27 protein-coding genes and 1 riboswitch are annotated in these 25,024 nt (G+C 73.5%); of the genes, 18 read left to right on the forward strand and 9 right to left on the reverse strand.

All coding sequences use genetic code 11. The features are described from left to right. Positions 1-216: 216 nt before the first annotated feature. Complete coding sequence (locus tag ABD901_RS21355) at positions 217-1,152, forward strand: Dyp-type peroxidase (RefSeq protein WP_345128874.1); 936 nt, start codon at positions 217-219, stop codon at positions 1,150-1,152. Then, positions 1,152-1,961 carry a family 1 encapsulin nanocompartment shell protein gene (locus tag ABD901_RS21360; RefSeq protein WP_345128875.1) on the forward strand — a complete coding sequence of 270 codons (810 nt, stop codon included), beginning with the start codon at positions 1,152-1,154 and terminating at the stop codon, positions 1,959-1,961. The genes ABD901_RS21355 and ABD901_RS21360 overlap by 1 nt, the downstream gene beginning before the upstream one ends. A 75-nt stretch (positions 1,962-2,036) precedes the next feature. Here the strand turns inward: ABD901_RS21360 and ABD901_RS21365 are convergent, their stop codons facing one another. Next, positions 2,037-2,834 carry an aminoglycoside phosphotransferase family protein gene (locus ABD901_RS21365; RefSeq protein WP_345128876.1) on the reverse strand — a complete coding sequence of 266 codons (798 nt, stop codon included), beginning with the start codon at positions 2,832-2,834 and terminating at the stop codon, positions 2,037-2,039. A 182-nt stretch (positions 2,835-3,016) separates the two neighbouring features. Between ABD901_RS21365 and ABD901_RS21370 the strand changes: the two genes are divergently transcribed. The 4 genes from ABD901_RS21370 to ABD901_RS21385 all read left to right on the forward strand — a co-directional run bounded on the left by ABD901_RS21370 (position 3,017) and on the right by ABD901_RS21385 (position 6,878). After that, positions 3,017-3,418, forward strand: a complete 402-nt coding sequence (locus tag ABD901_RS21370; protein WP_345128877.1) for a hypothetical protein — start codon at positions 3,017-3,019, stop codon at positions 3,416-3,418. A gap of 99 nt (positions 3,419-3,517) precedes the next feature. Continuing rightward, positions 3,518-4,381, forward strand: coding sequence for a hypothetical protein (locus tag ABD901_RS21375; protein WP_345128878.1), 864 nt, complete (start codon positions 3,518-3,520; stop codon positions 4,379-4,381). 26 nt (positions 4,382-4,407) lie between these two features. Then, positions 4,408-6,441: an NAD(+) synthase gene (locus ABD901_RS21380; protein WP_345128879.1), complete on the forward strand. Its 2,034-nt coding sequence runs from the start codon at positions 4,408-4,410 to the stop codon at positions 6,439-6,441. After that, positions 6,426-6,878, forward strand: a complete 453-nt coding sequence (locus ABD901_RS21385; RefSeq protein ID WP_345128880.1) for an HIT family protein — start codon at positions 6,426-6,428, stop codon at positions 6,876-6,878. The genes ABD901_RS21380 and ABD901_RS21385 overlap by 16 nt, the downstream gene beginning before the upstream one ends. Positions 6,879-6,900: 22 nt before the next feature. On the opposite strand, the gene ABD901_RS21390 is transcribed toward ABD901_RS21385, so the two are convergent. Next, positions 6,901-7,125, reverse strand: coding sequence for a WD40 repeat domain-containing protein (locus ABD901_RS21390; RefSeq protein ID WP_345128881.1), 225 nt, complete (start codon positions 7,123-7,125; stop codon positions 6,901-6,903). Between the two features lie 39 nt (positions 7,126-7,164). Here ABD901_RS21390 and ABD901_RS21395 point away from each other — a divergent pair, with 39 nt between their 5' ends. Beyond that, entirely contained in the window at positions 7,165-9,879 is a 2,715-nt protein-coding gene (locus ABD901_RS21395; RefSeq protein WP_345128882.1) for an ATP-binding protein, read from the forward strand. 44 nt (positions 9,880-9,923) lie between these two features. Then, positions 9,924-11,117, forward strand: coding sequence for an amidohydrolase family protein (locus ABD901_RS21400; protein WP_345128883.1), 1,194 nt, complete (start codon positions 9,924-9,926; stop codon positions 11,115-11,117). Here ABD901_RS21400 and ABD901_RS21405 read toward each other — a convergent pair. Continuing rightward, entirely contained in the window at positions 11,057-11,608 is a 552-nt protein-coding gene (locus tag ABD901_RS21405) for a GNAT family N-acetyltransferase (protein ID WP_345128884.1), read from the reverse strand. The two genes, ABD901_RS21400 and ABD901_RS21405, sit on opposite strands and share 61 nt — an antisense overlap. Positions 11,609-11,749: 141 nt before the next feature. Here ABD901_RS21405 and ABD901_RS21410 point away from each other — a divergent pair, with 141 nt between their 5' ends. After that, positions 11,750-13,573 carry a hypothetical protein gene (locus tag ABD901_RS21410; RefSeq protein WP_345128885.1) on the forward strand — a complete coding sequence of 608 codons (1,824 nt, stop codon included), beginning with the start codon at positions 11,750-11,752 and terminating at the stop codon, positions 13,571-13,573. Here ABD901_RS21410 and ABD901_RS21415 read toward each other — a convergent pair whose 3' ends face one another. Beyond that, positions 13,574-14,389 carry an SDR family NAD(P)-dependent oxidoreductase gene (locus ABD901_RS21415; protein WP_345128886.1) on the reverse strand — a complete coding sequence of 272 codons (816 nt, stop codon included), beginning with the start codon at positions 14,387-14,389 and terminating at the stop codon, positions 13,574-13,576. 70 nt (positions 14,390-14,459) lie between these two features. On the opposite strand from ABD901_RS21415, the gene ABD901_RS21420 reads away from it, so the two are divergent. From ABD901_RS21420 to ABD901_RS21430, 3 genes are all read left to right on the forward strand, one after another. Continuing rightward, on the forward strand, positions 14,460-15,380 hold the full coding sequence (locus ABD901_RS21420) for a LysR substrate-binding domain-containing protein (RefSeq protein ID WP_345128887.1): 921 nt from the start codon (positions 14,460-14,462) through the stop codon (positions 15,378-15,380). A gap of 116 nt (positions 15,381-15,496) precedes the next feature. Then, entirely contained in the window at positions 15,497-15,631 is a 135-nt protein-coding gene (locus tag ABD901_RS21425; RefSeq protein ID WP_345128888.1) for a hypothetical protein, read from the forward strand. 112 nt (positions 15,632-15,743) lie between these two features. Then, positions 15,744-16,436 carry a PP2C family protein-serine/threonine phosphatase gene (locus tag ABD901_RS21430; protein WP_345128889.1) on the forward strand — a complete coding sequence of 231 codons (693 nt, stop codon included), beginning with the start codon at positions 15,744-15,746 and terminating at the stop codon, positions 16,434-16,436. On the opposite strand, the gene ABD901_RS21435 is transcribed toward ABD901_RS21430, so the two are convergent. The 4 genes from ABD901_RS21435 to ABD901_RS21450 all read right to left on the reverse strand — a co-directional run bounded on the left by ABD901_RS21435 (position 16,433) and on the right by ABD901_RS21450 (position 19,038). Then, positions 16,433-16,834 carry a GntR family transcriptional regulator gene (locus tag ABD901_RS21435; RefSeq protein WP_345128890.1) on the reverse strand — a complete coding sequence of 134 codons (402 nt, stop codon included), beginning with the start codon at positions 16,832-16,834 and terminating at the stop codon, positions 16,433-16,435. The genes ABD901_RS21430 and ABD901_RS21435 overlap by 4 nt on opposite strands. A 49-nt stretch (positions 16,835-16,883) precedes the next feature. Beyond that, the gene (locus tag ABD901_RS21440) at positions 16,884-17,603 is read right to left on the reverse strand and encodes a YcnI family protein (RefSeq protein ID WP_345128891.1); all 720 of its coding nucleotides are present in this window, start codon (positions 17,601-17,603) and stop codon (positions 16,884-16,886) included. A gap of 90 nt (positions 17,604-17,693) precedes the next feature. Then, complete coding sequence (locus ABD901_RS21445; protein ID WP_345128892.1) at positions 17,694-18,170, reverse strand: vitamin K epoxide reductase family protein; 477 nt, start codon at positions 18,168-18,170, stop codon at positions 17,694-17,696. Further along, complete coding sequence (locus ABD901_RS21450) at positions 18,157-19,038, reverse strand: DUF929 family protein (protein ID WP_345128893.1); 882 nt, start codon at positions 19,036-19,038, stop codon at positions 18,157-18,159. Before ABD901_RS21450 ends, ABD901_RS21445 begins: the two co-directional genes overlap by 14 nt. 203 nt (positions 19,039-19,241) lie before the next feature. Between ABD901_RS21450 and ABD901_RS21455 the strand changes: the two genes are divergently transcribed. From ABD901_RS21455 to ABD901_RS21465, 3 genes are all read left to right on the forward strand, one after another. After that, positions 19,242-20,066 carry a cyclase family protein gene (locus ABD901_RS21455; protein ID WP_345128894.1) on the forward strand — a complete coding sequence of 275 codons (825 nt, stop codon included), beginning with the start codon at positions 19,242-19,244 and terminating at the stop codon, positions 20,064-20,066. A gap of 60 nt (positions 20,067-20,126) precedes the next feature. Continuing rightward, a riboswitch (cobalamin riboswitch) is annotated at positions 20,127-20,240 on the forward strand. A 36-nt stretch (positions 20,241-20,276) separates the two neighbouring features. Next, positions 20,277-20,501, forward strand: a complete 225-nt coding sequence (locus ABD901_RS21460) for a CbtB domain-containing protein (RefSeq protein ID WP_345128895.1) — start codon at positions 20,277-20,279, stop codon at positions 20,499-20,501. Positions 20,502-20,519: 18 nt separating this feature from the next. Next, positions 20,520-21,341, forward strand: coding sequence for a CbtA family protein (locus tag ABD901_RS21465; RefSeq protein WP_345128896.1), 822 nt, complete (start codon positions 20,520-20,522; stop codon positions 21,339-21,341). On the opposite strand, the gene ABD901_RS21470 is transcribed toward ABD901_RS21465, so the two are convergent. Further along, entirely contained in the window at positions 21,328-21,954 is a 627-nt protein-coding gene (locus tag ABD901_RS21470) for a (2Fe-2S)-binding protein (RefSeq protein WP_345128897.1), read from the reverse strand. The two genes, ABD901_RS21465 and ABD901_RS21470, sit on opposite strands and share 14 nt — an antisense overlap. A 118-nt stretch (positions 21,955-22,072) precedes the next feature. Here ABD901_RS21470 and ABD901_RS21475 point away from each other — a divergent pair, with 118 nt between their 5' ends. From ABD901_RS21475 to ABD901_RS21485, 3 genes are all read left to right on the forward strand, one after another. Further along, the gene (locus tag ABD901_RS21475; protein ID WP_345128898.1) at positions 22,073-22,582 is read left to right on the forward strand and encodes a sigma-70 family RNA polymerase sigma factor; all 510 of its coding nucleotides are present in this window, start codon (positions 22,073-22,075) and stop codon (positions 22,580-22,582) included. Then, complete coding sequence (locus ABD901_RS21480) at positions 22,579-23,253, forward strand: zf-HC2 domain-containing protein (RefSeq protein WP_345128899.1); 675 nt, start codon at positions 22,579-22,581, stop codon at positions 23,251-23,253. The genes ABD901_RS21475 and ABD901_RS21480 overlap by 4 nt, the downstream gene beginning before the upstream one ends. A gap of 134 nt (positions 23,254-23,387) precedes the next feature. Next, positions 23,388-25,022, forward strand: coding sequence for an AAA family ATPase (locus ABD901_RS21485; protein ID WP_345128900.1), 1,635 nt, complete (start codon positions 23,388-23,390; stop codon positions 25,020-25,022). Positions 25,023-25,024 lie beyond the last annotated feature (2 nt).

The raw sequence follows: 25,024 nt of genomic DNA on the forward strand, positions 1-25,024 counted from the left end.
GGTGAGGGCCAGGTCGACCGAATCCGAACACCGCCCGGCATGCATAGCGGCGGGTCGCGCGGGTATCTGCGCGAGCGCCGAGGCCGGGAGCACATGCGAGGGGGACGGCGATGGGGGAACCGGGGCGGGCGGCGACACCGCAGGCGGTGCTCAGCCCGCTGACGCGGGCCGCCCTGTTCCTGGTGGCCGACGATCGACCCCGGCGGCGAGCCGGCCGTGCGGGCGCTGCTGCCCGACCTCGCGGGCCTGCAGCGCGCGTTCGGCTTCCGGGCGCCGCAGGGCCGGCTGAGCTGCGTCACCGGGATCGGGTCACACGCGTGGGACCGGCTGTTCGCCGGCCCGCGCCCGGCGCAGCTCCACCCGTTCCGTGAGCTGTCCGGCCCCGTCCATCGGGCCGTGGCGACGCCGGGTGACCTGCTGTTTCACGTGCGGGCGCAGCGGCCGGACCTGTGCTTCGCGCTCGCCGCGGCGATCATGGACCGGCTCCGGGGCGCGGTGACGGTCCGCGACGAGGTGCACGGGTTCAAGTACTTCGACGTGCGCGACCTGCTGGGCTTCGTCGACGGCACCGAGAACCCCACGGGCGCCGACGCCAACGCCGCCGTGCTGATCGGCGACGAGGACGAGCCGTTCGCCGGCGGCAGCTACGTCATCGTGCAGAAGTACCTGCACGACCTTCGTGCCTGGAACGCCCTGACCGTCGAGGCACAGGAACGGGTGATCGGCCGGGAGAAACTCTCCGACATCGAACTGGACGACGCGGTCAAGCCCGCCGACTCGCACGTCGCCCTGACCACAATCACCGAGGCCGACGGTACGCAGCGGCAGATCCTGCGCGACAACATGCCCTTCGGCACGGTGGGCGGTGAGGAGTTCGGCACCTACTTCATCGGCTACGCCAGCACACCCGAGGTGACGGAGCTGATGCTGGAGCGCATGTTCCTCGGCGCCCCACCGGCCCGCCACGACCGCATCCTGGACTTCTCCACCGCCGTCACCGGCACGCTGTTCTTCGTCCCGGGCGCCGACTTCCTCGACGACCCGCCCAAACCACCCGGCCCGTCCGATGCGCACGGGAACATCGCCGGCGGCGGGCCGTCCGGGCCGGACACCACGCTCGGGATCGGCGACCTGAGAGGGAGCGAGCACTGATGGACAACCTGCACCGGGAACTGGCGCCCTTCTCCGCCGCGGCGTGGGCCGACCTGGAGGACGAGGCACGGCGCACGTTCCGCCGGCACATCGGCGGCCGCCGTGTCGTCGACGTCGTCGGGCCGGGCGGCTCTGGGACGTCGGCGGTGGGCCTCGGCCACCTGCGCGACATCGAACCGCAGGCCGAGGGCGTCCGCGCCCGGCTGCGCACCGCGCAGCCCATCGTCGAGCTGCGGGTGCCGTTCACGGTCGAGCGGCAACAGGTCGACGACGTGGAACGCGGCGCCAAGGACGCCGACTGGCAGCCCGTGAAGGACGCGGCCCGGGGGCTCGCCCTCGCCGAGGACCGCGCCGTCTTCGACGGCTACCCGGCGGCCGGCATCGCCGGGCTGCGGGCAAGCGCCTCCAACGGGCCGATCCCGCTGCCGGAGCAGGTGCGCAACTACCCGGACGCGGTGAGCCAGGCGCTGACCACGTTGCGGCTTGCCGGCGTCAACGGCCCCTACACCCTCGCACTCGGCGCCGAGGCCTACACCGCTGTCAACGAGACCGCCGATCACGGCTACCCGGTCCGCGACCACCTCACGGCCCTGCTCGACGGCGAACCGGTCTGGACACCCGGCATCGACGGCGCGTTCCTGCTCTCCACCCGCGGCGGCGACTTCGAGCTGCACCTGGGCCAGGACGTGTCGATCGGCTACAGCGCGCACGACGCGACGAGCGTGCAGCTGTACTTCCAGGAGACGATGACGTTCCTGGTGTACACCACCGAGGCCGCGGTAGTCCTGCCCGCCCCGGCCGCGGGTTGACACGGAAGAGGTCACTGGTTCAAATCCGGTATGGCCCACCACTGAGGGGGCTTCGGCCCCGGCGCCCGGGGTGGACTATTCGGCGAGGATCTCGTTGATCACGCGCTGGGTGGCGGCGGCTCGTTCTGGATTGGTGTCGATGGTTTCGGCCAGGACGAGTAGTGCCTTCCACAAGGCCCAGCCGCGGGCTCGTGCCCAGGTGGCTTCGTCATGGTCTACGGAGTCGCGGAAGGCCTGTCGGCTGGCGCCGGTGAACATTGTCCATGCGATCACCAGGTCGCAGGCCGGGTCGCCGATGCCCGAGGTGCCGAAATCCAGGACCGCCGTGAGCTGTCCGTCCGCGACCAACAGGTTGCCCGAGGCGATGTCGCCGTGAAACCACACGGGCGCGCCGTACCACTCGGCGTTCAGGGCGGCGTCCCAGATGGCCGTGGACCGTGGCACGTCCACGCGGTCGGCCAGCGCGGTCAGGCACCGGCGTGTCTCCTGGTCGTAGTGGGCCGGCGACGTCCCGCGGTAGAAACTGTGTTCACCGGCGGGCGGGGCGCCTGCCGTGTCGCACTGCTGGAGGGCGCGGATGAAGCCGGCCACCGAGACCGCGAACTGTGACATGTCGTCGATGCGGCCCCGATCGGCCGTCTCGCCGTGCAACCAGCCGCGCACGGACCACGGGAAGGGGTATCCCTCGCCCGGCGCGCCCATGCCCAGAATCGGCGGCACCGCGACCGGCAGCGCCGGCGCCAGCCGCGGCAGCCATTCGTTCTCCTTGGCCACGGCGGGGACATAACCGGCGGCCGTGGGCAGGCGCACGGTCATGTCCTCGCCCAGTCGGTACGTCCGGTTGTCCCAGCCGTCGATCTCCACCGGGGTCACGGGCAGGCCGCTCCACTGCGGGAACTGCGTGGCGATCAGGCGGCGCACCAGCATGGCGTCGATGCCTGCACGGCCGTCGGCGGGGGGTTCAGCCATTCCGCGATCATGGCTTCCGGGCAGCGCTCACGCCACGGATTAACGCAGCGTCCAGGAATTCCCGGTACTCCCAGAGAGGGCTGACGATGCATGATGAGCCGTCCGTTGCGGGCGAGCTGCGCGAGATGGGCGAACGCCTGTGCGCGGTGGCGACCGGCGGCGAGGCCGAGATCCACGGCGCGCTCGGCATCCCGGCGGACCCACCGCCGTTGGGCGCGAGCGAATGCCTGGTCACGGCCGGCGAGCTCTCGCGCGCGAGCGTCGAGCTGCGGTTCCCGGCCGGCGCGCTGACCCGGAGCGAGCTCGACGAGACGTTCGGAGCGGCAGATGTGCTGCCACGCACCGGCGCGTTCGCGTCGCACACGCTCGGTTACCAGCTGCGGGTCTCCGGCGCGCCGGCTCGCATCAGCCTGTACGCGCGCTTCGCGGCGACGCCCGAGCCCGAAACCAGCGTGAACAGCGTGCTGTTGCGGATCGATCCGGCGTGAGTGGCTGACCGGGCGAGCCTGCCTCCGGGCGGATCGACAGGCGGCGGGATAGCGTCGGCGGTACCCGACGAAGCGGTACCCAACGAACAGGAGGTGGCGATGGCCTGGAGAGCGGCTCGCTCCCTGCTCGTCCTCCACCAGCAGTTGCAGGCCGGGGCGCCGCGGGCGCGGCCGCCGGCTACCGGGGTGGACGAGTGGGGGCTGATCGGGGACGCGGCGCACGATCCGACGTCCGACCATACCCCGCACGACTTCCCGGGCTGGGGCCGCGACATCGTGACCGCTGCCGACTTCCCGAACCGGCCCGACCTGGGGCTCGACGCGCATCGGGTGCTCGATGACATCAGGCGCTCGCGGGACGGGCGGGTGAAGTACGGGATCTCCAACGGGCAGATGTTCTCGAGCTACGGGGTGCGTGGGTACGACGCGTGGACGTGGCGGCCGTACAGCCCCAAGAACGGTGACAAGCACTTCACCCACGGCCACCTCTCCGTGGTCGGGGACGCGCGGGCGGACGGCACGCAACCCTGGCAGACGATCGGGGCGGGAGTCGTCGCCGACGAGGAGGAGGACGAGATGGGCGCTTCGTTCGGACCGATCAACATCGAGCTCGAGGGGTTCACCTCGCTCACCATCCCGCCCGTGAACGGTGGCGCTGCGGACCCGCGGCCGGCCTGGCTCAACTTCTGCAACGACACCGGGTCTCAGATCTATGGGCTGCGGATCTGGTACACGCGCGGCGACGGGAGCTGGTCGCCGCTGCCGTTCACCGATGCCAACGGGCTCATCGCGATCCGGTCGGGGCAGCGGGTGACGATCGGGCTGCCCGATGGGACCGGTGGGCTGTCGATCTCGCGCAAGGCGATCGACGCCGACGGGCGGGTCGTCGACCCGACGGACGAGCTCAAGGCCTATGGCGGGCATCTCACCTGCGCGATCGAGCGGGGTCCGGTCTCCCGGTAGGCGAAACGGGCGGCAGAATTGATCCGGTGAACTTCCGGTCGATCTACGCACACGGTTTCGCCCGCGTCGCCGCCTGCACCGGGCGGACCGCCATCGCCGATCCGCCCGCCAACGCCGCCGCGATCCTTGCGCAGGCGCGCGAGTGCTCGGCGGACGGGGTGGCGTTGGCGATCTTCCCGGAGCTGGGCCTCACCGGGTACAGCATCGAGGATCTCCTGTTGCAGGACCCGGTCCTGGACGGCGTCGAGGACGCGCTCGGCACCCTCGTCGCCGGGTCGGCGGACCTGCTGACCGCGATTGTCGTCGGCGCGCCGCTGCGCCACCGCGGGCGGGTGTACAACTGCGCGGTCGTGGTGCACCGCGGGCGCATCCTCGGCGTCGCTCCCAAGTCCTACCTGCCCAACTATCGCGAGTTCTACGAGGCCCGCCAGCTCACCGCGGGTGACGACGTGCGCGGGCAGACGATCTCGGTGAACGACGACGAGGTGCCGTTCGGGACCGACCTGCTGTTCGCGGCCGAGGACCTGCCGGGGTTCGTGCTGCATGTCGAGGTCTGCGAGGACATGTGGGTGCCGGTGCCGCCGAGCGCGGAGGCGGCGCTGGCGGGGGCGACGGTGCTGGCCAACCTGTCGGGCAGCCCGATCACCGTCGGGCGGGCGGAGGACCGGCGGCTGCTGTGCCGCTCGGCGTCGTCGCGCTGCCTGGCCGCCTACGTGTACGCCGCCGCGGGGATCGGGGAGTCCACGACCGACCTGTCGTGGGACGGGCAGACGATGATCTACGAGAACGGCTCGCTGCTGGCGGAGACCGAGCGGTTCCCCGACGGCGAGCGGCGCTCGGTGGCCGACGTCGACCTGGACCTGCTGCGCCAGGAGCGGCAGCGGATGGGCACGTTCGAGGACAACCGGCGCACCCACGCGGAGCGGACCGACGGCTTCCGGACGGTGCCGTTCACGCTCGGGGCGCCCGACGGGGACCTGGGGCTGCGGCGGACCGTGGAGCGGTTCCCGTTCGTGCCCGCCGACGTGCAGCGGCTCGAGCTGGACTGCTACGAGGCGTACAACATCCAGGTCGCCGGGCTGCGCCAGCGCCTCGCCGCGATCGGAGAGCCGAAGGTGGTCATCGGCGTCTCCGGCGGGCTCGACTCCACCCAGGCGCTCATCGTGGCCGCGCGCGCGATGGACCGGGCCGGCCGGCCGCGCTCCGACATCCTGGCCTACACGATGCCGGGGTTTGCCACGTCCAGCGGTACCAAGGACAACGCCCATGCCCTGATGCGCGCCCTGGGCGTGAGCGTGCACGAGCTGGACATCACCCCGACCGCGCGGCTCATGCTGGCCGAGCTGGACCACCCGTTCGCCAAGGGCGAGCCGGTCTACGACGTGACGTTCGAGAATGTGCAGGCCGGGCTGCGCTACGACTACCTGTTCCGCATCGCCAACTACCGCGGCGGGATCGTGCTGGGCACCGGCGACCTCTCCGAGCTGGCGCTGGGCTGGTCCACGTACGGCGTCGGCGACCACATGAGCCACTACAACGTCAACGGCGGCGTGCCCAAGACGCTGATCCAGCACCTGATCCGCTGGGTCGCCGGCACCGGCGAGTTCTCCGACGAGGTCGGCAAGATCCTCTATGCGATCCTCGACCAGGAGATCAGCCCGGAGCTGGTGCCCGGCGAGGAGCTGCAGTCGTCGGAGTCGAAGGTCGGGCCGTACGCGCTGCAGGACTTCACGCTGTTCCACGTGCTGCGCTTCGGCATGCGCCCCTCGAAGATCGCGTTCCTGGCCTGGCACGCGTGGCGCGACGCCGAAGCGGGTGCGTGGCCGGCGAACTTCCCCGAGTCCAAGCGCGTCGCCTACGACCTTGCGCAGATCCGGCACTGGCTCGAGGTCTTCTGCCGCCGCTTCTTCGGGTTCGCGCAGTTCAAGCGCTCGGCCCTGCCCAACAGCCCGAAGGTCTCGGCCGGCGGCTCGCTCTCGCCGCGCGGCGACTGGCGCGCCCCGTCGGACGGCAACGCCAACGCGTGGCTGCGCGACCTCGAGCGGTGGGACCTGTCGTGAACTGCCTGTCCTGCACCAACAACGAGCTGATCGACGAGTTGCCGCCCCGGGAGCTCGTCGGGGCGGACGAGCTCTGGCGCGCCTCGCACGCCTACGACACGGCGCTGCCGGGCTGGCTGATCCTCGTGCCGCGCCGGCACGTCACCGCGATCCACGACCTGACCGACGAGGAGGCGGCGGCGCTCGGCTCGTGGCAGGTCCGGCTCTCCCGCGCGCTGCGCGAGGTGACCGGATGCGCGAAGACCTACATCGTGCAGTTCGCCGAGCAGGAGGGCTTCGCGCATGTGCATTTCCATGTGGTACCGCGGATGCCCGATCAGCCGGACGACCTGCGCAGCTATCGGATCTTCGGCCTGCTGGGCGCGCCGCCCGAGCGCGCGGTGAGCGAGGCGGACCGCGACGCCCTCGCCTTGGCGCTGCGGGAGCGGCTGGGCTGAGGGCGCGCGGTCCGCGGTCCGGTCAGAGGCCGGCGAGGGCGACTGTGGCGTCGCCGCGGCCGTAGGCCAGGGCCGTGCCGTCCGGCGAGAACGCGATCGGCAGGCGCACCGTCGGCCCCCAGCCGGTCTCGCGGTCGAAGGTCGCCCGCAGCGCGCCGGTCGCGGCGTCCCACACGCGGATCGTGTGCGTGAAGCCGGACGACGTGGCGAGCGTCGTGCCGCCGGGCGCGAACGCCACGCCCTGCACGAACGCGTCCGCGTCGCTTCGCGGACCTACGATGAGCGCGTGACCGGGTTCGTCGGGCGGGAACGGGAGCGGGCGCTGCTGACCGAGCGCCTGCGCGGTGCCCGCGACGGCGCGGGCCGGGTCGTGCTCATCGGCGGCGAGCCCGGCGTCGGCAAGACGCGCCTGGCGCAGGAGGCGGCCGGCGTCGCGACCGGCCTCGGCATGTTCTGCGCGGCCGGGCGGGCCGCGGACGACGACGGCAGCCCGCCGCTGCACGCGGTGCGGCAGGTGCTGCAGGCGATCGGGGCGGCCGGCGAGATCGACGCGGGCGGCCGCGCGCCCGACGAGCCGTTCCGGCGCAACGCCGCCGTCGTCGAGGCGATCGCGGCGGCCGGCGCGGCCCGGGGCGGGCTGTTCGTGCTCCTCGACGACGTGCAGTGGGCCGACCCGGGATCGCTGCGGCTGCTGGTGCACCTGGCGCGCAACATCGCCCGGGAGCCGGTGGCGGTCGTGGCCACCTACCGCGACAGCGAGCCGGCGCCGGCGCTGCGCGACGCCTTGGCCGCGCTCGCCCGCGAGCCGATCGTGGACCGGATCGCGCTGGAGGGGCTCAGCGAGGACGAGGTCGGCGTCCAGCTCAACGCCGTCGCCGGGTTCGCCGTGCCGGCCTGCGTGGCCGCCGCGGTGCACCGGCGTACCCGAGGCAACCCGTTCTTCGTCGGCGAGCTCGGCGCGCAGCTGGCCCGGCGGGAGGTCACCGACGCCGACGGGTTGCCGGCCGGTGTCCGCGACGCCGTCCGCGCCCGGCTCAACCGGCTCGGCGGCGACGCCCGCGCGGTCGCACACGCGGCCGCGGTCGTCGGCGCGGCCGCCGAGCCCGCGCTGCTGGCCGCCGTGACCGGACTGCCGCTGGCGGGCGTGCTCGCCGCCGTCGACGAGGCGCGGGCCGCGCGCATCCTCGACGGGCGGGGGTTCACGCACGACCTGATCCGGGAGGCGGCCGCGGCCGAGGTACCGACGACGCAGCGGCTGTCGCTGCACGCCGCCGCGGCCGAGACCCTCCTGCCGGGTGGCGACGCCGCCCGGATCGCGCACCACCTGCTGGAGTCCCTGCCGCTGGGCGACGCCGCGAGCGCCGCGGCCTGGGCGCGGCGGGCCGGCGACCTTGCCGTCGAAAAACACATCTGGGAAGAGGCGGCGCAGTGGTACGGCCGCGCCGCCGACGCCGGCATCCCCGAACGCGTCGACGTGCTGCTCGCCCGGGCCCGCGCGCAGATGCGCGCCTACGACATCGACGGCGCGCGCACGTCGCTGCTGGCCGCGGCGGACCTGGCCCGGGCCGAGGGCAACGGGGAGGCCCTGGCCGAGGCGGTGCTCGTCATGGAGGGCGTCTCGGACTTCCTGTGGGACCCGATCGGGCACTCCCTGACCAACGAAGCCCTGGCCGCGCTGCCCGACGGCGACAGCGGGCTGCGGGCCCGGCTGCTGGCCGGCCTGGTCGTCATGGACGTGTGGCGGGTGCCGGGCGACGCCGGCCGGCGCAGCCTCGACGCGCTGGGGATGGCCGAGCGGGTCGGCGACCGGCGCGCCCTCGTCGAGGCGCTGCGGGCCCGGCAGTTCGCCTGCAGCGGCCCCGACGGCGCCGAGGAGCGGCTCGCACTCGGCGACCGGCTGCTGGCCATGGGCGCCGCCGACGACGACGCCGCGATGTGGGGCCGGCTGTGGCGCTTCGACGCGTTCGCCCAGATGGGCCAGATGCACGCGGTGGCCGGCGAGGCGGCCGCCCTCGCGGCGCTGGCGGAGCAGACGCGCAGCCCGCTGTGCCGGTGGCACACGCTGCGCTGCCGTGCGGCGATCGCACACGCCCGCGGCCGCTACCGGGAGGCAATCGCCCTGGGAGAGGAGGCGATCGAGCTCAATCGCCGCTCCGGGCACGTGGGGTCGATGCTGCCCTCGGTCGGGTTCCTCATGGGCGTGCAGGCCACGATCGGCGACTTCGAGCGCGAGCCGGAGCAGATCGTGTTGCAGTACCTGCACGAAGCGCCCTCCTGGGGCATGCGCGGCATGCTGGCCAACTGGCTGCTGAGCGCCGGCCGGGAGCAGGAGGCCCGCGACTGGTACACCGGCCTGCCCGACGTCGAGCAGGTCCCCGCCTTCGTCCGGCTGCCCGCCGCGTCCGGCCTGATCGGCCTGGCCGTGGCCTTCGGCGACACCGAGCGGATCGAGCGGCTCTACGACGCGATGCTGCCCCACGCCGACCGGTTCGTCTGCGGCGGCGCCGGCGTCGTCGTGATCGAAGGCCCGACCCGGCTCCCGCTCGGCATCGGCGCGAGCGCCCTGGGCCGCCACGCGGAGGCCGAGGCGCACCTGCGGGCCGCCATCGCCGAGGCCGAGCGGGCCGGCATGCCCGGTGCCGCCGCGACCGCCCGCTACCGGCTCGCCCACGCCCTGCTCGCCGCGGGCGGCGGCGAGGCCGAGGCGGCCGTGCTGGCCCGGGCGGCCGAGAGCGCCGCCGGCGCGCTCGGGATGCGCCCGCTCGAGGCCGCGGCCGCGAGCCTGGTCGCCGAACGGCCCCGCAGCGCCCTGACCCGGCGCGAGGAGGAGATCGCGGGCCTGGTCGCGCAGGGCCTGACCAGCCGCGCGATCGCCGCGCGCCTGCACCTGTCCGAGCGGACCGTGGAGACCCACGTCCAGCACATCCTGACCAAGCTCGGGCTGGCCAACCGGACGCAGCTCGCGACCTGGTTCACCGGATTACGTACCGCAGATGCGTAGTTCCGCGGAGGCGTGAGCGCCCGTCCCGGCGCGATGGTGACGGCATGAAGGTTCTCACAGCGGCACGCATGTTCAACGGCACGACGACCGCCGATCCCGTGATCGTCATCGACGGCGAGCGCATCGCCGCGGTCGGCGGGCCGATCCCGCCGGGCGCCGAGGTCGTCGACCTGGGCGACGCCACCCTGCTGCCGGGCCTGGTCGACGCGCACGTCCACCTCGCCTTCGACGCTTCCGTCGACCCGGTCGCGTCCCTCGCCCGTCGCGACGCCGCCGAGACCTTCGCCGCCATGTGCGCCGCGGGCCGGCGGGCGGTGCTCGGCGGCGTCACCACCGTGCGGGACCTGGGCGACGTCGGCTACCTCGGCCTGGGCGTGCGCGACGCGGCCCGCAACGACCCGACGTTGCCGCACATCGTGGCGGCCGGGGTGCCGGTGACCACGCCGGGCGGGCACTGCCACTTCCTCGGCGAGGGGGTCGGCGGCGTCGCCGGGCTGCGCGCCGCCGTCCGCGCCCGCCACGAGCGCGGCGTCGACGTGATCAAGGTGATGGCCAGCGGCGGCAACATGACGCCGGGCAGCCGGCCGGAGCTGCCGCAGTACACCTTGGAGGAGCTTCGCGCCCTCGTCGAGGAGGCGCACGGGCTGGGCCTGCCGGTGGCCGCGCACGCGCACGGCACACAGGCGGTGCTCGACGTGGTCGCGGCCGGCGTCGACAGCATCGAGCACGCGTCGTTCATGACCGCGGACTCCGTCGACGACATCCCCGGCGGGTTCCTGGACGACGTCGTGGCCCGCGGCATCGTCCTGAGCCTCACCCTCGGCATGCGCCCGGGCCCGGGCCTCGCGCCGCCGCCACCGCAGATGCTGTCCCGGCTGCCGCGGCTGATCGCCAACGCCGCCCGGATGGCGGCCTCGGGCGCCGCGATCGTGGTCGGCTCCGACGCCGGCATTGCCCCGATCAAGCCGCACGACGTGCTGCGCGACTCGCCCGCCCACCTCGCCCAGATCGGGCTCACCCCGGCCGAGGCGCTGCGGGCGATCACGTCGCGGGCCGCGGCCGCGATCGGGCTGGGCGGGCGCAAGGGGTGCCTCGCGCCGGGCTACGACGCGGACGTGCTCGTCGTGGACGGCGACCCGCTGACCGACCCGGGCGCGCTCGGGCGCGTCCTGGCGGTCTACGTGCGCGGCTCGGAGGTCGCGGGTGCGGCCTTGAACTCGTCACGCAGCACCGAGTAGAGGTGGATTGAGCGCCACCGGCCCTCGCGGAACTGGGCCGCGCGGATCGTGCCCTCGTGTGTGAACCCGGCCCGCTCCAGGGCGCGGCGCTCGGCCACGTTCTCCACGTCCGTGTACGCCTCGATGCGCTCCACCGGCGTCGTGTCGAACAGGTAGGCGGCGAGCAGCTGCTGCGCGGCCGCGCCGTGGCCCTGGCCGCGGTGCTCCGGCAGCAGCGCGATGCCGATGTTCCAGCAGCTCCAGGTGGGCATGCCGTAGGCGACCCGGCACCAGCTGACGGTGCCGATGGCCCCCTGCGGCAGGTGCACGACGAGGCAGCCGCCGTCGGGGCCGAGCAGCCGGTTCTCCTCGAAGCGGCGGCGGGTCGCGGCGATGTCGCGGTAGCCGGACCAGTTGAACAGGCCGCCGGCCTCGGGCTCGTCGGCCTGCCGTTCGAGCACCCAGAGATCCGCGGCGGTGACCGGCCGCAGGACCGGCGTCGGTTGCGTCACCGCCGCAGAGTACCCGGACCGCTACACCGCATGCGCGTTCTTGGTTCGCCGTTTGCCCGATGTGTCGATTACCCGTCGCCGACCGGGCCGAACCCGCGCCCATCGACCATGATGGGCGCGGGCAGAGGTTGGAGAACGGCAATGTCGTCCGCTTCCGGCGCTCCGGAGTGCGTCGAGACTGACTTCGAAGGTGACAACGACCTGGTCGCGGGCGTGCGAGCGCTGCACGCCGACGGCGACCTGAGCACCGCCCGGCGGTGCTTCGACGCCGCCTACGCGCGGGCCGAGGCCGGCGGGGACGCGCCCGCCATGGCCGAGGCCGCCCTGGGCTTCGCGGGCGTCTGGGTGCACGAGCACCGCACGGGTTCGGCCGCTGCCGTGCTCGAGCAGCGGCTGGGCCGGCTGCTGGGCCTGCTGGGCCGCACCGAACCGGACGGCGCGCTCGCCGTGCGCATCCGGGCCCGGCTGGGCGCCGAGCGCGACTACCGCGACGGGCGGGCCGACGCCGTGCTGGCCGCGCTGGAGGAGGCGCGGGCGAGCGGCGACCCGGTGGCGCACGCCGAGGCGCTGAGCCTGGCGCACCACTGCCTGCTCGGCCCCGAGCAGCGGCTCCTGCGCCGGGAGATCGCCGTCGAGCTGCTCGCCGTGAGCTCCCGCACCGGTCGCCGCGGCGACATGGTCATGGGCCTGCTGTGGTGGGCCGTCGACCTGCTCCTCGACGGCGACCGGCACGCCGAGCGGCGCCTCGCGGAGCTGCGCGGCCTGCTGGAGCGCCGCGACCACCTCGCGGCCGGGTACGTCGCCGACGCGATCGACGTCATGCGCGAGATCCGGGCCGGGCGCTTCGCCGAGGCCGAGCGGCGGGCGGGGGAGTGCTTCGAGCGCGGGCGCCGGGCCGGCGACGCCGACGCCGAGGGGTGGTACGGGGCGCACCTGGTGACCATCCGCTGGTACCAGGGGCGCCTGCAGGAGCTGCGGCCGATGCTGGACCGGCTCGTGCACGCGCCGACGCTCTCGGCGGTCGACAACGCGTACTTCGCCGTCCACGCCGTCGCCGCGGCCGAGGCCGGCGACCTGCGCACCGCCGCCGGCGCCCTGGCCCGGCTGCGCGGCCCGTCGCTCAAGGAGCTGCCGCACTCGGGCAGCTGGCTGGTGACCATGCACGGCATCGTCGAGGCCGCCCGGCTGCTCGGCGACGCGGACCTCGCCGCCGAGGCCTACGAGCTGCTGCTGCCGCACGCCGAGCTGCCCGCCATGGTCAGCCTCGGCGTCGCGTGCTTCGGCTCCGTGCACCACGCGCTCGGCGTCGCCGCGCACGCGTCGGGCCGGCGCGACCTCGCCGCCGAGCACCTCACGCGGGCCGTCGAGCACAACCGGGCGCTCGGGCACTGGCCGGCCGCCGAGGAGTCCCGCCGCGCGCTGGAGCGCATCGCCCCGCCGCAGCCGGAGCGGGCCAGCTGCGTGCGGGAGCGCCAGCACTGGCGCCTCGGGTGGGGCGAGCGCTCGGTGCTCATCGAGAACAGCGTCGGGATGCTGCATCTGGCGGTACTGCTGGCCAACTCCGGCACCGAGATCCCCGCCGTCGAGCTGGCGATGGGCGTCACGGGGCTGGCGCAGGCGGCGGGCGCCCGCTCGGCGCCGCAGGCGGTCCTCGACCAGGAGGCGATGCGGCGCTACCGCCACCGCGTCGCCGAGCTGCGCCGCGAGATGGAGTCCACCTCCGACGGCCGCCGCGCCGCCGCCGCGCGCCGCGAGTCGGAGGCGCTCATGGCGGAGCTGGCCGGCAGCGTCGGCATCGGCGGGCGCAGCCGCCGGTTCGTCGACAACGCCGAGCGGGCCCGGGTCGCGGTCGGCAAGGCGATCCGGCGCGCGATCGCCCGCGTCGAGGAGGCCGACGCCCAGCTGGGCCGGCACCTGCGCGAGACCGTGCACACGGGGCGGCAGTGCTCCTACCGCCCCGTGTGATCAGGGCTTCCAGGGCAGCGCGTCGCCGAAGCGGACGAGCTCGCCGTAGTGCTCCGCCCGGACCTCGCCCAGCGCGAGGTCCAGCAGGGCCCCGGCGGCCTCGTCCGGCGAGGGCGCGCCGCTGACGTCCCACCACAGCCCCGACGTCGGGGTGTTGATCATGCCGGGGCAGGCGGCCGCGATGAGGATGCCCCGGCGCCGGTCATCGTCGCGGCGCTCGGCGGCCAGTGCGCGTACCGCGGCGACCTGGGCGATCTTCGAGGGAATGTTCACGAAGCCGGGCCACGCGCCGGCCCTGGCCCGGCCGTCCCGCACCTCGTCGCGCCAGCGGGCCACCGCCGCGTCAACGGCGTCGAGGCCGCCCACGGCGTCGAAGCGCGGGTGCAGCACCGGCGCCAGGTGGTGCAGGGTGCCGAAGCTGCTCGCGACCACGATCAGCCGGCCCCCGTCGGGCAGCCGGGGCGCGAACGCGCGCAGCAGCCGGGTCGTGCCGAAGTTGTTGACCTCGGCGTACTCGTCGATGATCGCGGCCGGGTCGTCGCCCGGCCCGACGCGCATGACGGCGTTGCCGAACACGATGTCGACGGCGCCGAGCTTCTCGGCGAGGCGCTCGGCGGCGCCGGGGTCGGCGACGTCGAACACCTCGCCGCGGACCTGCGCGGGCGCCGGCGGCAGGCCCGCGACGGCGGCGGCGACCCGGTCCGGGTTGCGGCCGGTGAGGTACACGGTGTCCTGTGGGCCGAGCCGCCGGGCCAGGCCCGCGACGAGCGCGAGCCCGAGCCCCTGGTTGGCCCCGGTGACGAGAGCGATGGTCATGGACCCAGCGTGTCCCGGCCGCGGCCATGCGGCCAACGAGAGATGCGCACGTCTGGTATGCGTAGTCGGCATGGCCTTCGCCGACGCCTCGCTCACCGCACTGCGGGTCTTCCGGGAGGTGGCCGCCCGCGGCACGCTCACGGCGGCCGCCGCCGCGCTCGGGTACACCCAGTCCGCCGCCTCGCGCCAGATCGCCGCGCTGGAGCGGGCGGCCGGCGCCCGGCTGCTGGAGCGCCGCCACGACGGCGTGCACCTGACCGCCGCCGGCCGCATCGTCCTGCGCCGCGCCGCCGCCATGCTCGACGAGGCCGACGCCGCCGCGCGCGAGCTCGCCGGACGGGCGGGCGAGGGCGGCACGGTGCGGCTGGGCTGGTTCGCGAGCGCGGGAGGCGCCCTGCTCCCGCGGGCGCTGACCCTCCTGCGCGAGACACACCCGGAGATCACGGTGCTCACCCGGGAGGCCACGACGCCGTCGCTCGTGCGCGCGCTGCGAGCCGGCACGGTCGACGTGGCGCTGCTGTCCTCGGCGCCGCCGTTCCGCCCGCCGGACGCCGAGGACCCGCCGCTCGCACTGGAGATCCTCACCGAGCGCCCGCTGCGGGTGGCCGTGCCCGCCGCGCACCCGCTCGCCGCGCGCGACTTCGTCGACGTGGCGGACCTGCGCGGCCAGGCCTGGATCGCCGGGCAGTCCACCGGGGACGAGCAGCTCATGGGGGTCTGGCCCGGGCTGGGCGAGCGGCCGTTCGTCGCGCACACCGCCCGCGACTGGCTGGCGAAGCTGCACCTCGTCGCGGCCGGGCTGGGCATGACGACGATCCCGCCTTCGCTGGCCTCGGCGGCCCCGCCCGGCGTGCGGCTGCTGGAGGTGCGGGGCGGCCCGCTCGAACTGCGCCGGCTCCTCCTCGCTCGCCTGAGCGAGCCGTCGCCCGCCGCGGCACACCTGATCGTGGCCCTGCGGGCCGCGGTGTCCGCCTTGGGCGGTTTTCCTTAGGTTGTCCATCGGTCGGACGATGCGCTCGATGTGCGAGTTCGTGCGGGGCTCGACCCGGTCGCGCGGGTCCCGCCGACACCGGTAATCTCAGCGGTTTGAGGGAGCATGCAGCGGCCATGGCCGACCATCGACGCTCGGCGGCCCGGCGCGGCGCCGAGGTCGACGGCGTGCGCCGCCGCCTCAACTTCCGGCCCCGCGTCTCGACCGGCATCGTGGTCGCCTCCCTGCTCGCCCAGCCGGTCGGTGTCTGATGGCGATCAGAGTTCGCCCGGTTGCGGGTGGCGTTGCGAGGTGCTTTCGTGATCGGCTTGGCGGCGTTGCCGTTTTGACGGCGATGTGGGTCTGACGGCGGTGGAGGTTTTGATGGCGAACATCCGCGCGGGCGCGGCGACCGATGTCGGCAAGGTCCGGCGCCGTAACGAGGACAGCGCGCTCGCCGGCCGGGGCGTCTTCGCCGTCGCCGACGGCATGGGCGGCCACGCCGCGGGCGACGTCGCCAGCCGCATCGCCGTCGAGGCGCTGCATCGCCTCGACGAGTCGTCCGGCGCCACCGGCGTCGGCCCGCTCGACGTGCGCGACGTGATCGTGCAGGCCAACGCCGACATTCTCGCCGCGGCCGCCGCCGACCCGGCGCAGGGCGGCATGGGCACCACCGCCGCCGGCCTGTGCCTGGGCATCGTGGACGGCGACGAGTGCTGGATCGTGTTCAACGTCGGGGACTCGCGCGTGTACCGCTTCGCCGGTGGCGCGCTCGAGCAGCTGACCGTGGACCACGTCGCGCCCGAGGCGGTCACCATGCGCCGGGGCGTGATCACCCGCGCGCTGGGCACCGACCCCGGCCCCCGCCCCGACCTGTGGGTGCGCACCGCGGTGGCCGGCGAGCGGTACCTCGTCTGCTCCGACGGCCTCCCGCTCGAGGTCACCGACGAGGAGGTCACAGCCGTGCTGGCCGCCTGCGAGGACCCGGCCCAGGCGGCGGAGGAGCTGGTCCGCCGGGCGGTGCTGGCCGGCGGCCGCGACAACGTGACCGTCGTCGTGGTGGACCACCTGGCCTAACCCGCCGGCCAGCGCATGACGGTGCCGGTGGCGGGATGCACCTCCTCGTCCTCGCCGATGCGCACGACCAGCACGGGAACGCCGTCGGCCAGCCCCAGCTCGTCGCGCTCCCACGGCGTCGGCATGCGGGCCCGCACCACACCGTGCGGCGGCACGTCCACGACCGTGTCCGCCGTGGCGGCCGCTCTCGGCGCATCGCCCACCCTGACGATGTTGTCGCGCCCCAGGACGAGCAGCCCTTCGCGGCGCAGCAGCTTGAGCGCCTTGAGGGTGGTGTCGCGCCCCGTGTCGTACTCGTGCGCGAGCCGATCGGCGCTGGGCACCGCGTCACCGGGCGGCATCTCTCCGGCGGCGATCCGCTCGCGCAGCGCGTCGGCGACCTCGTGGTAGCGGGCCATCCGGTCAATGTAGCCAAGTGGCCACACGGACGCTAGGGGCAAGAGCGCGTCAGGCGGTCGGCGTCGGTGTCCGCCGGTACGCCAGGACGCCGACGACCAGGCCGGTCAGGCCCAGGACCAGGCCGGCGATGCCCAGGCCGATCGCGGTGCCGTCGTTCGAGGAGCCCGACGAGTCGGCCGTGGCCGTCGGGCCGGCGGCCGCGGACGCCGCCGCGGTGGTATCGGCCTTCTTCGTCAGCTTCAGGACCGGGGCGGGGTGCTCGGCCTCGGCGCCGGCCGCCGGCTCGTCGATCCAGCGGACGATCTCGCCGCTGGAGTACGTCTGCAGCGCCTTGAAGACGATCTGGTCGGTCTGGGGCAGCGGGCCCAGCGAGACGTCGAACTCCTGGAACTGGTGCGGCTTGATCGCGGCGTTCGGGTCCGTCGCGGTCCAGGTGATCTTCGAGACGGCCTCGGTGAGCTCGTCGCCGTCGTTGGTCTTGATCGGGGTGGCGAGCTTCGACGTCTCCGTCGTGGCCGTCCAGCCCTGCACCGGCTTGATCGAGACCGACGGGATCGGCTTGTCGGTCGGGATCGCGACCTCGAGCTTCGTGGTGCTGGCGTCGTCGCGCTCGGTCGGGACGCGGAAGGTGACCTTCGTGTAGCCGCCCTGCACCGCGGTGTTGGGGTTCACGGTGACGTGCGCGGAGGCCATTGCGGGGAAGAGCAGCGCCGCGGTGACGGCCGCGGCGGTGGCCACTGCTCCGCGGACCACGTGGGTCAGGCGCATGACGGGAGTTCCTCTCGGGGTGCCAGGGATGTGTCGCGCGGATAGTCGCCACACATCCCCGCAAAGTTCCCGAAATCCTCCCCGCCGCGGCTACAGGTCGCCCGGATCGGCGTACGCCGTCCCGATGGCCGTCAGGGCGAAGAGCGCGACCGCCAGGACGTGCACCGCGGTGCACCACAGGCAGATGGCGTCCAGCGTGAACAGCTCGGAGAACACCAGGTAGAAGACGAAGAGCACGCCGATCGCGGCCATGGCCAGGCGGCCGTAGCGGATCGCCGGATGTTTGTTGCGCCACAGGATCGGCAGCGACGCGACGAGCATGACCACGAAGTACACCGGGCCGAGCATCGCCACCGGGATGCCCAGCACCGCCGACTGCTCCGACGTGGTGACCTTCAGGCAGTTCAGCGCGCCGGTTTCGGGGCAGGCGAGCGTGGTGGAGGCGGTGAAGTGCTCGATCGTGAGGTACACCGAGACGCCCAGGCCGAGCACCGAGAGCACGAGCGAGGTGAGCGGCACCCACGGCTGGACCAGGCTGCGGTCGAGCTCGACGTCACTGGCCGACATTGGTGAACTCCCCCTGGAAGGCCTTCACGGCGGTGCTGGAACACACGTCGGCGGGCTGCGCGCCGGTCATCCTGCAGATCAGCGCGGTGAGCGCGTTCGCGTTGCCGTTGATGGCGCGGCCGAGCTGGCTGTTCGGGTCCTTGATCGCGGCGACCACCTCGGCATGGGTGTGCGACGCGAGCAGCTCGGGGCTGTAGGTCGCGCCGGCCAGCACGGCCTTGTTGGCGAAGTCCATGAAGGGGATCGAGCCGGCCGACTCCTGCGGGACGTACGGCGGCGCATTGTATTTCTGCAGTATCTGCGCCTGCGCGTCGGTGAGCTTGTCCAGCGGCTGGTACTGGCCGTTCTTGCGCACGTTCGTGGTCGTCTCCACGCCCTGGAAGGCGATGTACTGGCTGGTGTACGACGAGCCGTGGAACGACAGGGTCGGCGTGTTCGGGTAGGTGTCGTCGGCCGCGGACGTGGTCAGGCCGAGGTTGGTGAAGGTGCCGAAGCGCGACAGCGCGACGACCACCGGCCAGCGCTGTGCGGCGCAGAACGGGCAGTACTCGGCGCCGACGTACAGGATCAAGGGCTTGCCGCCGTCGGTGAGCGCGGCCTGGCCGGTGATCGGCGACGGCAGCACCTGTGCGCCGCCCTTGCCGACGGCGTCCAGCGTGGCCGCCGGCACCGTGGTGACGCCCTGGATGATCTCGGCCGCCGCGGCACCGGTGGGCAGCGCGCTGGGTGCCTTGGCACCGCCGCCGGCGCCGCTGCCGAGCTTGACCACGATCATCACGGCGAAGACCAGGAGCACCGCGCCGATCGCGGAGTACGCGACCCGTAAACGCCCGCGCCGGGCCGTCGCCCGCTCCTGGATCAGTTTCATCCGTCGCGCGTATTCACGCGAGTCGCGTTGCCGTTTGGACACGCGCGCCACCCTCCGGTCGGCTTGTCGGCTACCTCCATTAGTCGCACATATTCCTGCAGAGGTTCCCGGAACGGCGAAGGATCTTGCGGCGTGTCGGGCGCCGGGGCAGAGTCGGGGCGAAACATCGTCGTGCACGGATGCGAAGGGGCGATTCGAACACAATGCAGAGACGACACCTGCTCGCGGCCGCCGGCGGCGCGGTCGCCGGCGCCGCCGGGCTCGCCGGCTCGGCCTCGGCGGGCTCCGCCGGCGGCGACGCGCTGCGCCCGGGCAAGACCCGCCTGATCAGCCTTTCCCACGTCAACGACCCCGCCAAGACCAACATCTATCCCGGCGATCCCGAGTTCACCCTCGAGACCATCGCCACGATCGAGAACGAGGGGTACTACCTGCAGTACGTTCGGGAGGGCGAGGCGACCGGCACGCACTGGGGCGCGCCGGGGCACTTCAACGCCGGCGAGCCGCTCGCCGACGATCTCGACCCGAACGACCTGTTCCTGCCCGCGGTGAAGATCGACGTGCGGGACAAGTGCGCGCGCAACGCCGACTACGCGCTGACCGTGGACGACGTCAAGCAGTGGGAGCGCCGGCACGGCCGCATCCCCGACGAGTCCATGATCATCATGTGGACCGGCTGGGAGTACAAGTGGGGGACGCCGGCCTTCCCCAACCTCGACGCCGATGGCGTGCTGCACCAGCCCGGGTTCGCGCCCGAGACGGTGCAGTGGTTCATCGACACCGGCCGGATCGGCCGCAACGGCGGCACCGGCATCGACACGTTCGGGCCCGACCTCGGGACGGACCCGGAGTTCCTCGCGTCGCTGCTGGTGTACCAGCGGCACCGCGTCAGCCTGGAGATCCTCGCCGGGCTGGCTCAGATGCCCACGACCGGCGCCTCGGTGCTGTGCGGCGGGTTCATCAACTACAAGGGGTCCGGATCGACGGCCCTCATCTACGGGGTGATTCCGCCCGGCGTGCATGTGTGAATGAACACGGGCCGGTGCCTCCGGGTGCCGGCCCGATTGACGTAAGGACCGGCCGACTCCTAGTGTCTGACGTGTGACGGTGTGAGGGAAGCTGGTGCAAATCCGGCACGGTCGCGCCACTGTGAGCCGCCTCGGCGGCGAGTCAGGGTACTCCTCCGTTACGCAGCCCCATCCATACGAGGGACGCACGATCCCTGAAGGAGGCAATCGATGAGCTCCATCTCTGGCGCCGAGTCGCCCCAGGCCGCGACCACCCCGCTGGTCCTGCCGATCTCCCGTTCGCTGTTCTGGCTCGGCGGCACCGCGCTGCTCGCCCTGCTGGTGTACTACTTCATCGGCATCGACCAGGGCGCCGTGTCGATCTTCGGCAGCGACGCGCACGTGCACGAGTTCGTGCACGACGGCCGGCATTTCCTCGGCTTCCCCTGCCACTGAGCCGAAGCCGACACCACAATGGAAAAGCGACTCATCCTGCGCGGCCTGCTGGCCGGCGCAGTCGGGGGCGTGCTCGCGTTCGTCTTCGCCCGGATTCTCGCCGAGCCCCTGATTCAGCAGGCCATCGACTACGAGGACGGCCGTTCGCACGCCCTCGGCGAGGGCCACGAGCACGAGGTGTTCAGCCGCGCCATCCAGGAGAACGTCGGCATCGGCGCGGCCCTGATCCTCTTCGGCGTCGCGATGGGCGCGCTCTACGCCGTCGCCTACGCGATCTGCGTCGGCCGGGTCGGGCGCGTCAAGGCCCGCCCGCTCGCCCTGCTGCTGGCCGCGGCGGCGTTCACCGGGTTCTTCCTCGTGCCGTTCCTGAAGTACCCCACGAACCCGCCCGCGGTCGGCAACGGGGAGACGATCGGGCTGCGCAGCTCGCTGTACCTCATCCTGACCGGCGCCTCCGTGGTGCTCATGATCCTGGCGACCTGGCTCGGCCGCCGGCTGCAGCCGCGCTTCGGCACGTGGAACGCCGCGCTGCTCGCGGTCGGCGCCTACGTGCTCGCGATCGCGGTCCTGTTCGCGCTGCTGCCCAACCTGGGCGACCTGGCGGCCAACAAGGAGCTGCACCAGTCGACCGAGACGCCGAAGCCGCTGACGGACGCCGACGGGAAGATCCTCTTCCCCGGATTCCCGGCCGACCTGCTGTACCAGTTCCGGCTCTACGCGGTCGGCGCCCAGCTGCTGCTGTGGGGCGCGATCGGCCTGGTCTTCGGTCCCTTGGCCGAGCGCCTGCTCGAGGCCCCGCGGGTCGCCGAGCGCCCGGCGGTCCCGGTCAGGGCTTCCTGAGCACGCAGTCGCCGCAGGTGCCCCCACCCGGGATGCGGTAGTAGAGGCAGCAGTTGCGCCGGCGCAGCGAGCGCCGGCCGACGATCGCCGTGCCGGCCAGTGGCGGCCTGTCCAGCAGGCCCGCCACGGCCGGCCAGGCGCCCTCGCCGAGCTGCCCGGCCGCCCCGCCCAGCGCGGAGGCGACGTTGCCCCACAGCACGTGCGGCGACAGGCGGAACCGCGCCCGGAACACCTCCAGCAGCGGCGCCACCAGCCCCAGCACGGCCACGTCGAAGAGGTCGCCGGCCGGCCGCGCGCCGACCGGCGACACGGCCATGGGCAGCGGCCCGCCGGGCACCGGCCTCCACCACAGGTCGCCCGGCCCGGCCGCGCGCACCTCGCCGCGCAGGGCGTCCGCGAGCGGCGGGGAGAGCAGCCGCGAGGCGTAGCCGAGGAAGAGCACCGACGCGACCACGCGCTCCGGCACCGCGGCCTCGTCGAGCCCGAACATCGCCACGAGCCCCTGCCGCGACACCGCGACCCGCTCCGCCACCACGTCCGCCTCGAGCAGCTGCGCGAACGGCCGCCACCCGGCGCCTTCGGTGAAGGGTTCCCAGACGAAGTACGGGTTCACGCCGGAAGCCTATCGGGGCCGCAGTTGCGGCAAATGTCACAGCACGAGCGGGGAGTGGTTGAACCCTGAACGGTCTCGTGGTGTAGACCGGTGGGAAGGCCGTCGAGAGGGGCTGTGCGTGACGCGCGACGAGGAGCTCATGACCGCGCTGTACACCGAGCATTACGGTGTGTTGCTCGCCTTCGTCTCGCGGTACGAGCGGGACCGCCACCGCGCCGAGGACCTCGTGCAGGACACGCTTCTGCGCGCGTGGCGGCACATCGAGCGCATCGACGTCACCCGGGACACGACCCGGGCCTACCTGCTGACCATCGCCCGCAACGTGGTCAGCAACGCGTGGCGGGCCGAGCAGCGCCGCCCCAAGCTGGTCTCCGACCCCGACGCGGTGGCGGCCGTCGCCGACTCCGACAACGTCGACGAGATGGTCGAGGGCTGGCTCATCCGGGCCGCGCTCGACCGGCTCTCGGCCGAGCATCGCGAGGTGATCCGGTCCGTCTACTACGACGGGCGCACCGTGGCCGACACCGCGCGCCGGCTTTCGGTACCGGAGGGTACCGTCAAGTCGCGCGCGTACTACGCGGTGCGCGCGCTGCGTGCGGTGTTCGAGGAGATGGGAGTCTTACGGTGACCGCCGGGCACGACGCGGCTCGCCGGCTGCTCGGGGCCTACGTCCTGGGCGGGCTCGACGACGCCGACCAGACGACCGTCGACGCGCACCTGAGCGGGTGCGCCGAGTGCCGTGCCGAGGTCGGGCGCCTCGCCGCGGTGCCGGAGCTGCTGCAACGCCTGTCGTCCGACGCCGCCGCGCCGCTGGAGCCGCCCTCGCGCGCCGGCCTGGACGCGTTCCTGCGCCGGGCCCGCCCGCGCCGGCTGCCGGTCGTGGTGCTGGCCGCCGCCTGCGTGGTGCTGGCGATCCTCACCGGCGTGCTGGCGCTGCGCCCGCCGCGCTCGGTCGCGCCCGGCCAGGCGCAGGCCCAGCCGTCGGCGACCGCCTCGGCCGGAACCATCGTGCAGTTCGTCGCGGCCGAGGGCAGCGACCTGACCGGGCGCGCCACGCTGACGCCGCGGCAGTGGGGCGTCTCGGTGGCTCTGGAGCTGGCCGGACTGCCCGGCGAGGGGCCGTTCGTGATGCGCGTGCTGGGCCGCAGCGGCCAGACCGAGCAGGCGGCCTGCTGGGGGCGCACGAGCACGGCACAGGCGCGGGTGACCGGCGCGAGCTCCATTCAGCTCGCCAACGTCGACTCGATCCAGGTCGCCGATTACGACGGCAACCTGCTCGGATCAGCGCATATCGGATAGTTCCGAATTCCCCGGCGTCGCGCGAGTCGTAGCGCCTTTCCGACAGCGCGCGGGGCAACCACCGGACTCATTCGATCTCCGGCCGCGGTTAGCGTCCTCGCGAGGCTCGCCGTCGGTAAGGAGAGGACAGGGCAGTGACCGGTTTCCGCCATGACCTGGCGCAGCTGTTGAAGGCCAGGTTCCCGGTCCTGTACGTGGAGTCCTACGAGGAGCACCGCGTCCTGGCGGAGCTCGCCGCCGTCGCCTCCGACGCCGCCATGGTGCGCACGCCCCGTCCGGTGTGGACGTGGTCGGCCACGACCGGCCTCCTGCAGCCCGACGGGATCGCCCAGCAGTACACCACCGAGCCCGACAACGCCCTCGAGGCAGTGCTGCGCATCCAGCAGCCGGGCCTGTTCGTGTTCCGGGACCTGCACAACTCGCTCGGCGGGGACGTGCCGGTGCTGCCCACCGTCGTGCGGCGGCTGCGCGACATCGCGGCCGCGTTCAAGGCCGGCGCCGCGCCCCGCACGCTCGTCATCGTCGCGCCCGTGCTGCGCATCCCGCCGGACCTCGAGAAGGACGTGACGATCGTCGACTTCCCGCTGCCGACCGAGGGCGAGATCCGCGGCGTGCTGGAGGCGATGATCGCGGGCAACGCCGCCGGCGGGCGGATCCGCATCGAGCTCGACCCGATCGGCCGCGAGAAGTTCGCCAAGGCCGCGGCGGGGCTGACGCTGAGCGAGGCGGAGAACGCCTTCGCCCGGGCGATGGTCAACGACGGCGTGCTCGACCTGCGCGACCTCGGCGTCGTGCACGAGGAGAAGCGGCAGGCGGTGCGCAAGTCCGGCGTGCTCGAGTACGTCGACGCCGACGTGCGCCTGGAGCAGGTCGGCGGGCTGGAGAACCTCAAGCGGTGGCTCGCCAAGCGGGACAACTCGTGGCTGGCCGCGGCCGCGGAGTACGGGCTGCCGGCGCCCAAGGGCGTGCTCATCACCGGCGTGCCGGGCTGCGGCAAGTCGCTGACCGCCAAGGCCGTCGCCGCCGCCTGGGGGCTGCCCCTGCTGCGGCTGGACATCGGGCGGGTCTTCTCCGGGCTGATCGGCTCCAGCGAGCAGAACATGCGCGCCGCGCTGCGCACCGCCGAGGCCAACGCCCCGTGCGTGCTGTGGGTCGACGAGATCGAGAAGGGCTTCTCCAGCTCCGGGAGCCTCGACGGGGGTACCACGAACCGGGTCTTCGGCACGTTCCTGACCTGGATGCAGGAGAAGACCGGCGCGGTCTTCGTCATCGCGACCGCCAACGACATCGAGCGGCTGCCGCCGGAGCTGCTGCGCAAGGGCCGCTTCGACGAGATCTTCTTCGTCGACCTGCCCAGCCGGGCCGAGCGGGCCTCGATCTGGGGCGTGCACCTGCGCCGGCGGCTCGAGCGGCCCGCGGTACAGGGGCAGCTGCTGCTCGACGAGGGCCTGCTGCGCGAGCTGTGCACGCTGTCCACGGGGTACAGCGGCGCCGAGATCGAGCAGGCCGTCGTCGCCGCGCTGTTCGACGCGTTCTCCGAGCGCCGCCCGCTGCGCCGCGACGACCTGCTGCGCTCGGTCGGCGGGATGGTGCCGCTGAGCGTCACGCAGGCCGAGAAGCTCGACGCGGTCCGGCAGTGGGCCAGGACCCGCGCGGTCGCGGCGACGGCGGCCGAGGACTGGGACACGGGCGAGGACCCGCCGACGGCGCCGATGCCGATGATCGGTGTAACGCCGTTGAGTCAGCCCGGCCGGACGATCGAGGTCTGACG

Origin of the sequence: Dactylosporangium darangshiense (assembly GCF_039537565.1) — a bacterium.
Lineage (GTDB): Bacteria > Actinomycetota > Actinomycetes > Mycobacteriales > Micromonosporaceae > Dactylosporangium > Dactylosporangium darangshiense.

What these genes read in the sequence shown, in the direction of transcription:
- ABD901_RS21360 (WP_345128875.1), top strand. Translation starts at nt 1,152, where the DNA reads ATGGACAACCTGCACCGGGAACTGGCGCCCTTCTCCGCCGCGGCGTGG.
- ABD901_RS21370 (WP_345128877.1), top strand. Translation starts at nt 3,017, where the DNA reads ATGCATGATGAGCCGTCCGTTGCGGGCGAGCTGCGCGAGATGGGCGAA.
- ABD901_RS21375 (WP_345128878.1), top strand. Translation starts at nt 3,518, where the DNA reads ATGGCCTGGAGAGCGGCTCGCTCCCTGCTCGTCCTCCACCAGCAGTTG.
- ABD901_RS21400 (WP_345128883.1), top strand. Translation starts at nt 9,924, where the DNA reads ATGAAGGTTCTCACAGCGGCACGCATGTTCAACGGCACGACGACCGCC.
- ABD901_RS21410 (WP_345128885.1), top strand. Translation starts at nt 11,750, where the DNA reads ATGTCGTCCGCTTCCGGCGCTCCGGAGTGCGTCGAGACTGACTTCGAA.
- ABD901_RS21415 (WP_345128886.1), bottom strand. Translation starts at nt 14,389, where the DNA reads ATGACCATCGCTCTCGTCACCGGGGCCAACCAGGGGCTCGGGCTCGCG.
- ABD901_RS21420 (WP_345128887.1), top strand. Translation starts at nt 14,460, where the DNA reads ATGGCCTTCGCCGACGCCTCGCTCACCGCACTGCGGGTCTTCCGGGAG.
- ABD901_RS21425 (WP_345128888.1), top strand. Translation starts at nt 15,497, where the DNA reads ATGGCCGACCATCGACGCTCGGCGGCCCGGCGCGGCGCCGAGGTCGAC.
- ABD901_RS21430 (WP_345128889.1), top strand. Translation starts at nt 15,744, where the DNA reads ATGGCGAACATCCGCGCGGGCGCGGCGACCGATGTCGGCAAGGTCCGG.
- ABD901_RS21435 (WP_345128890.1), bottom strand. Translation starts at nt 16,834, where the DNA reads ATGGCCCGCTACCACGAGGTCGCCGACGCGCTGCGCGAGCGGATCGCC.
- ABD901_RS21440 (WP_345128891.1), bottom strand. Translation starts at nt 17,603, where the DNA reads ATGCGCCTGACCCACGTGGTCCGCGGAGCAGTGGCCACCGCCGCGGCC.
- ABD901_RS21445 (WP_345128892.1), bottom strand. Translation starts at nt 18,170, where the DNA reads ATGTCGGCCAGTGACGTCGAGCTCGACCGCAGCCTGGTCCAGCCGTGG.
- ABD901_RS21450 (WP_345128893.1), bottom strand. Translation starts at nt 19,038, where the DNA reads ATGAAACTGATCCAGGAGCGGGCGACGGCCCGGCGCGGGCGTTTACGG.
- ABD901_RS21455 (WP_345128894.1), top strand. Translation starts at nt 19,242, where the DNA reads ATGCAGAGACGACACCTGCTCGCGGCCGCCGGCGGCGCGGTCGCCGGC.
- ABD901_RS21460 (WP_345128895.1), top strand. Translation starts at nt 20,277, where the DNA reads ATGAGCTCCATCTCTGGCGCCGAGTCGCCCCAGGCCGCGACCACCCCG.
- ABD901_RS21465 (WP_345128896.1), top strand. Translation starts at nt 20,520, where the DNA reads ATGGAAAAGCGACTCATCCTGCGCGGCCTGCTGGCCGGCGCAGTCGGG.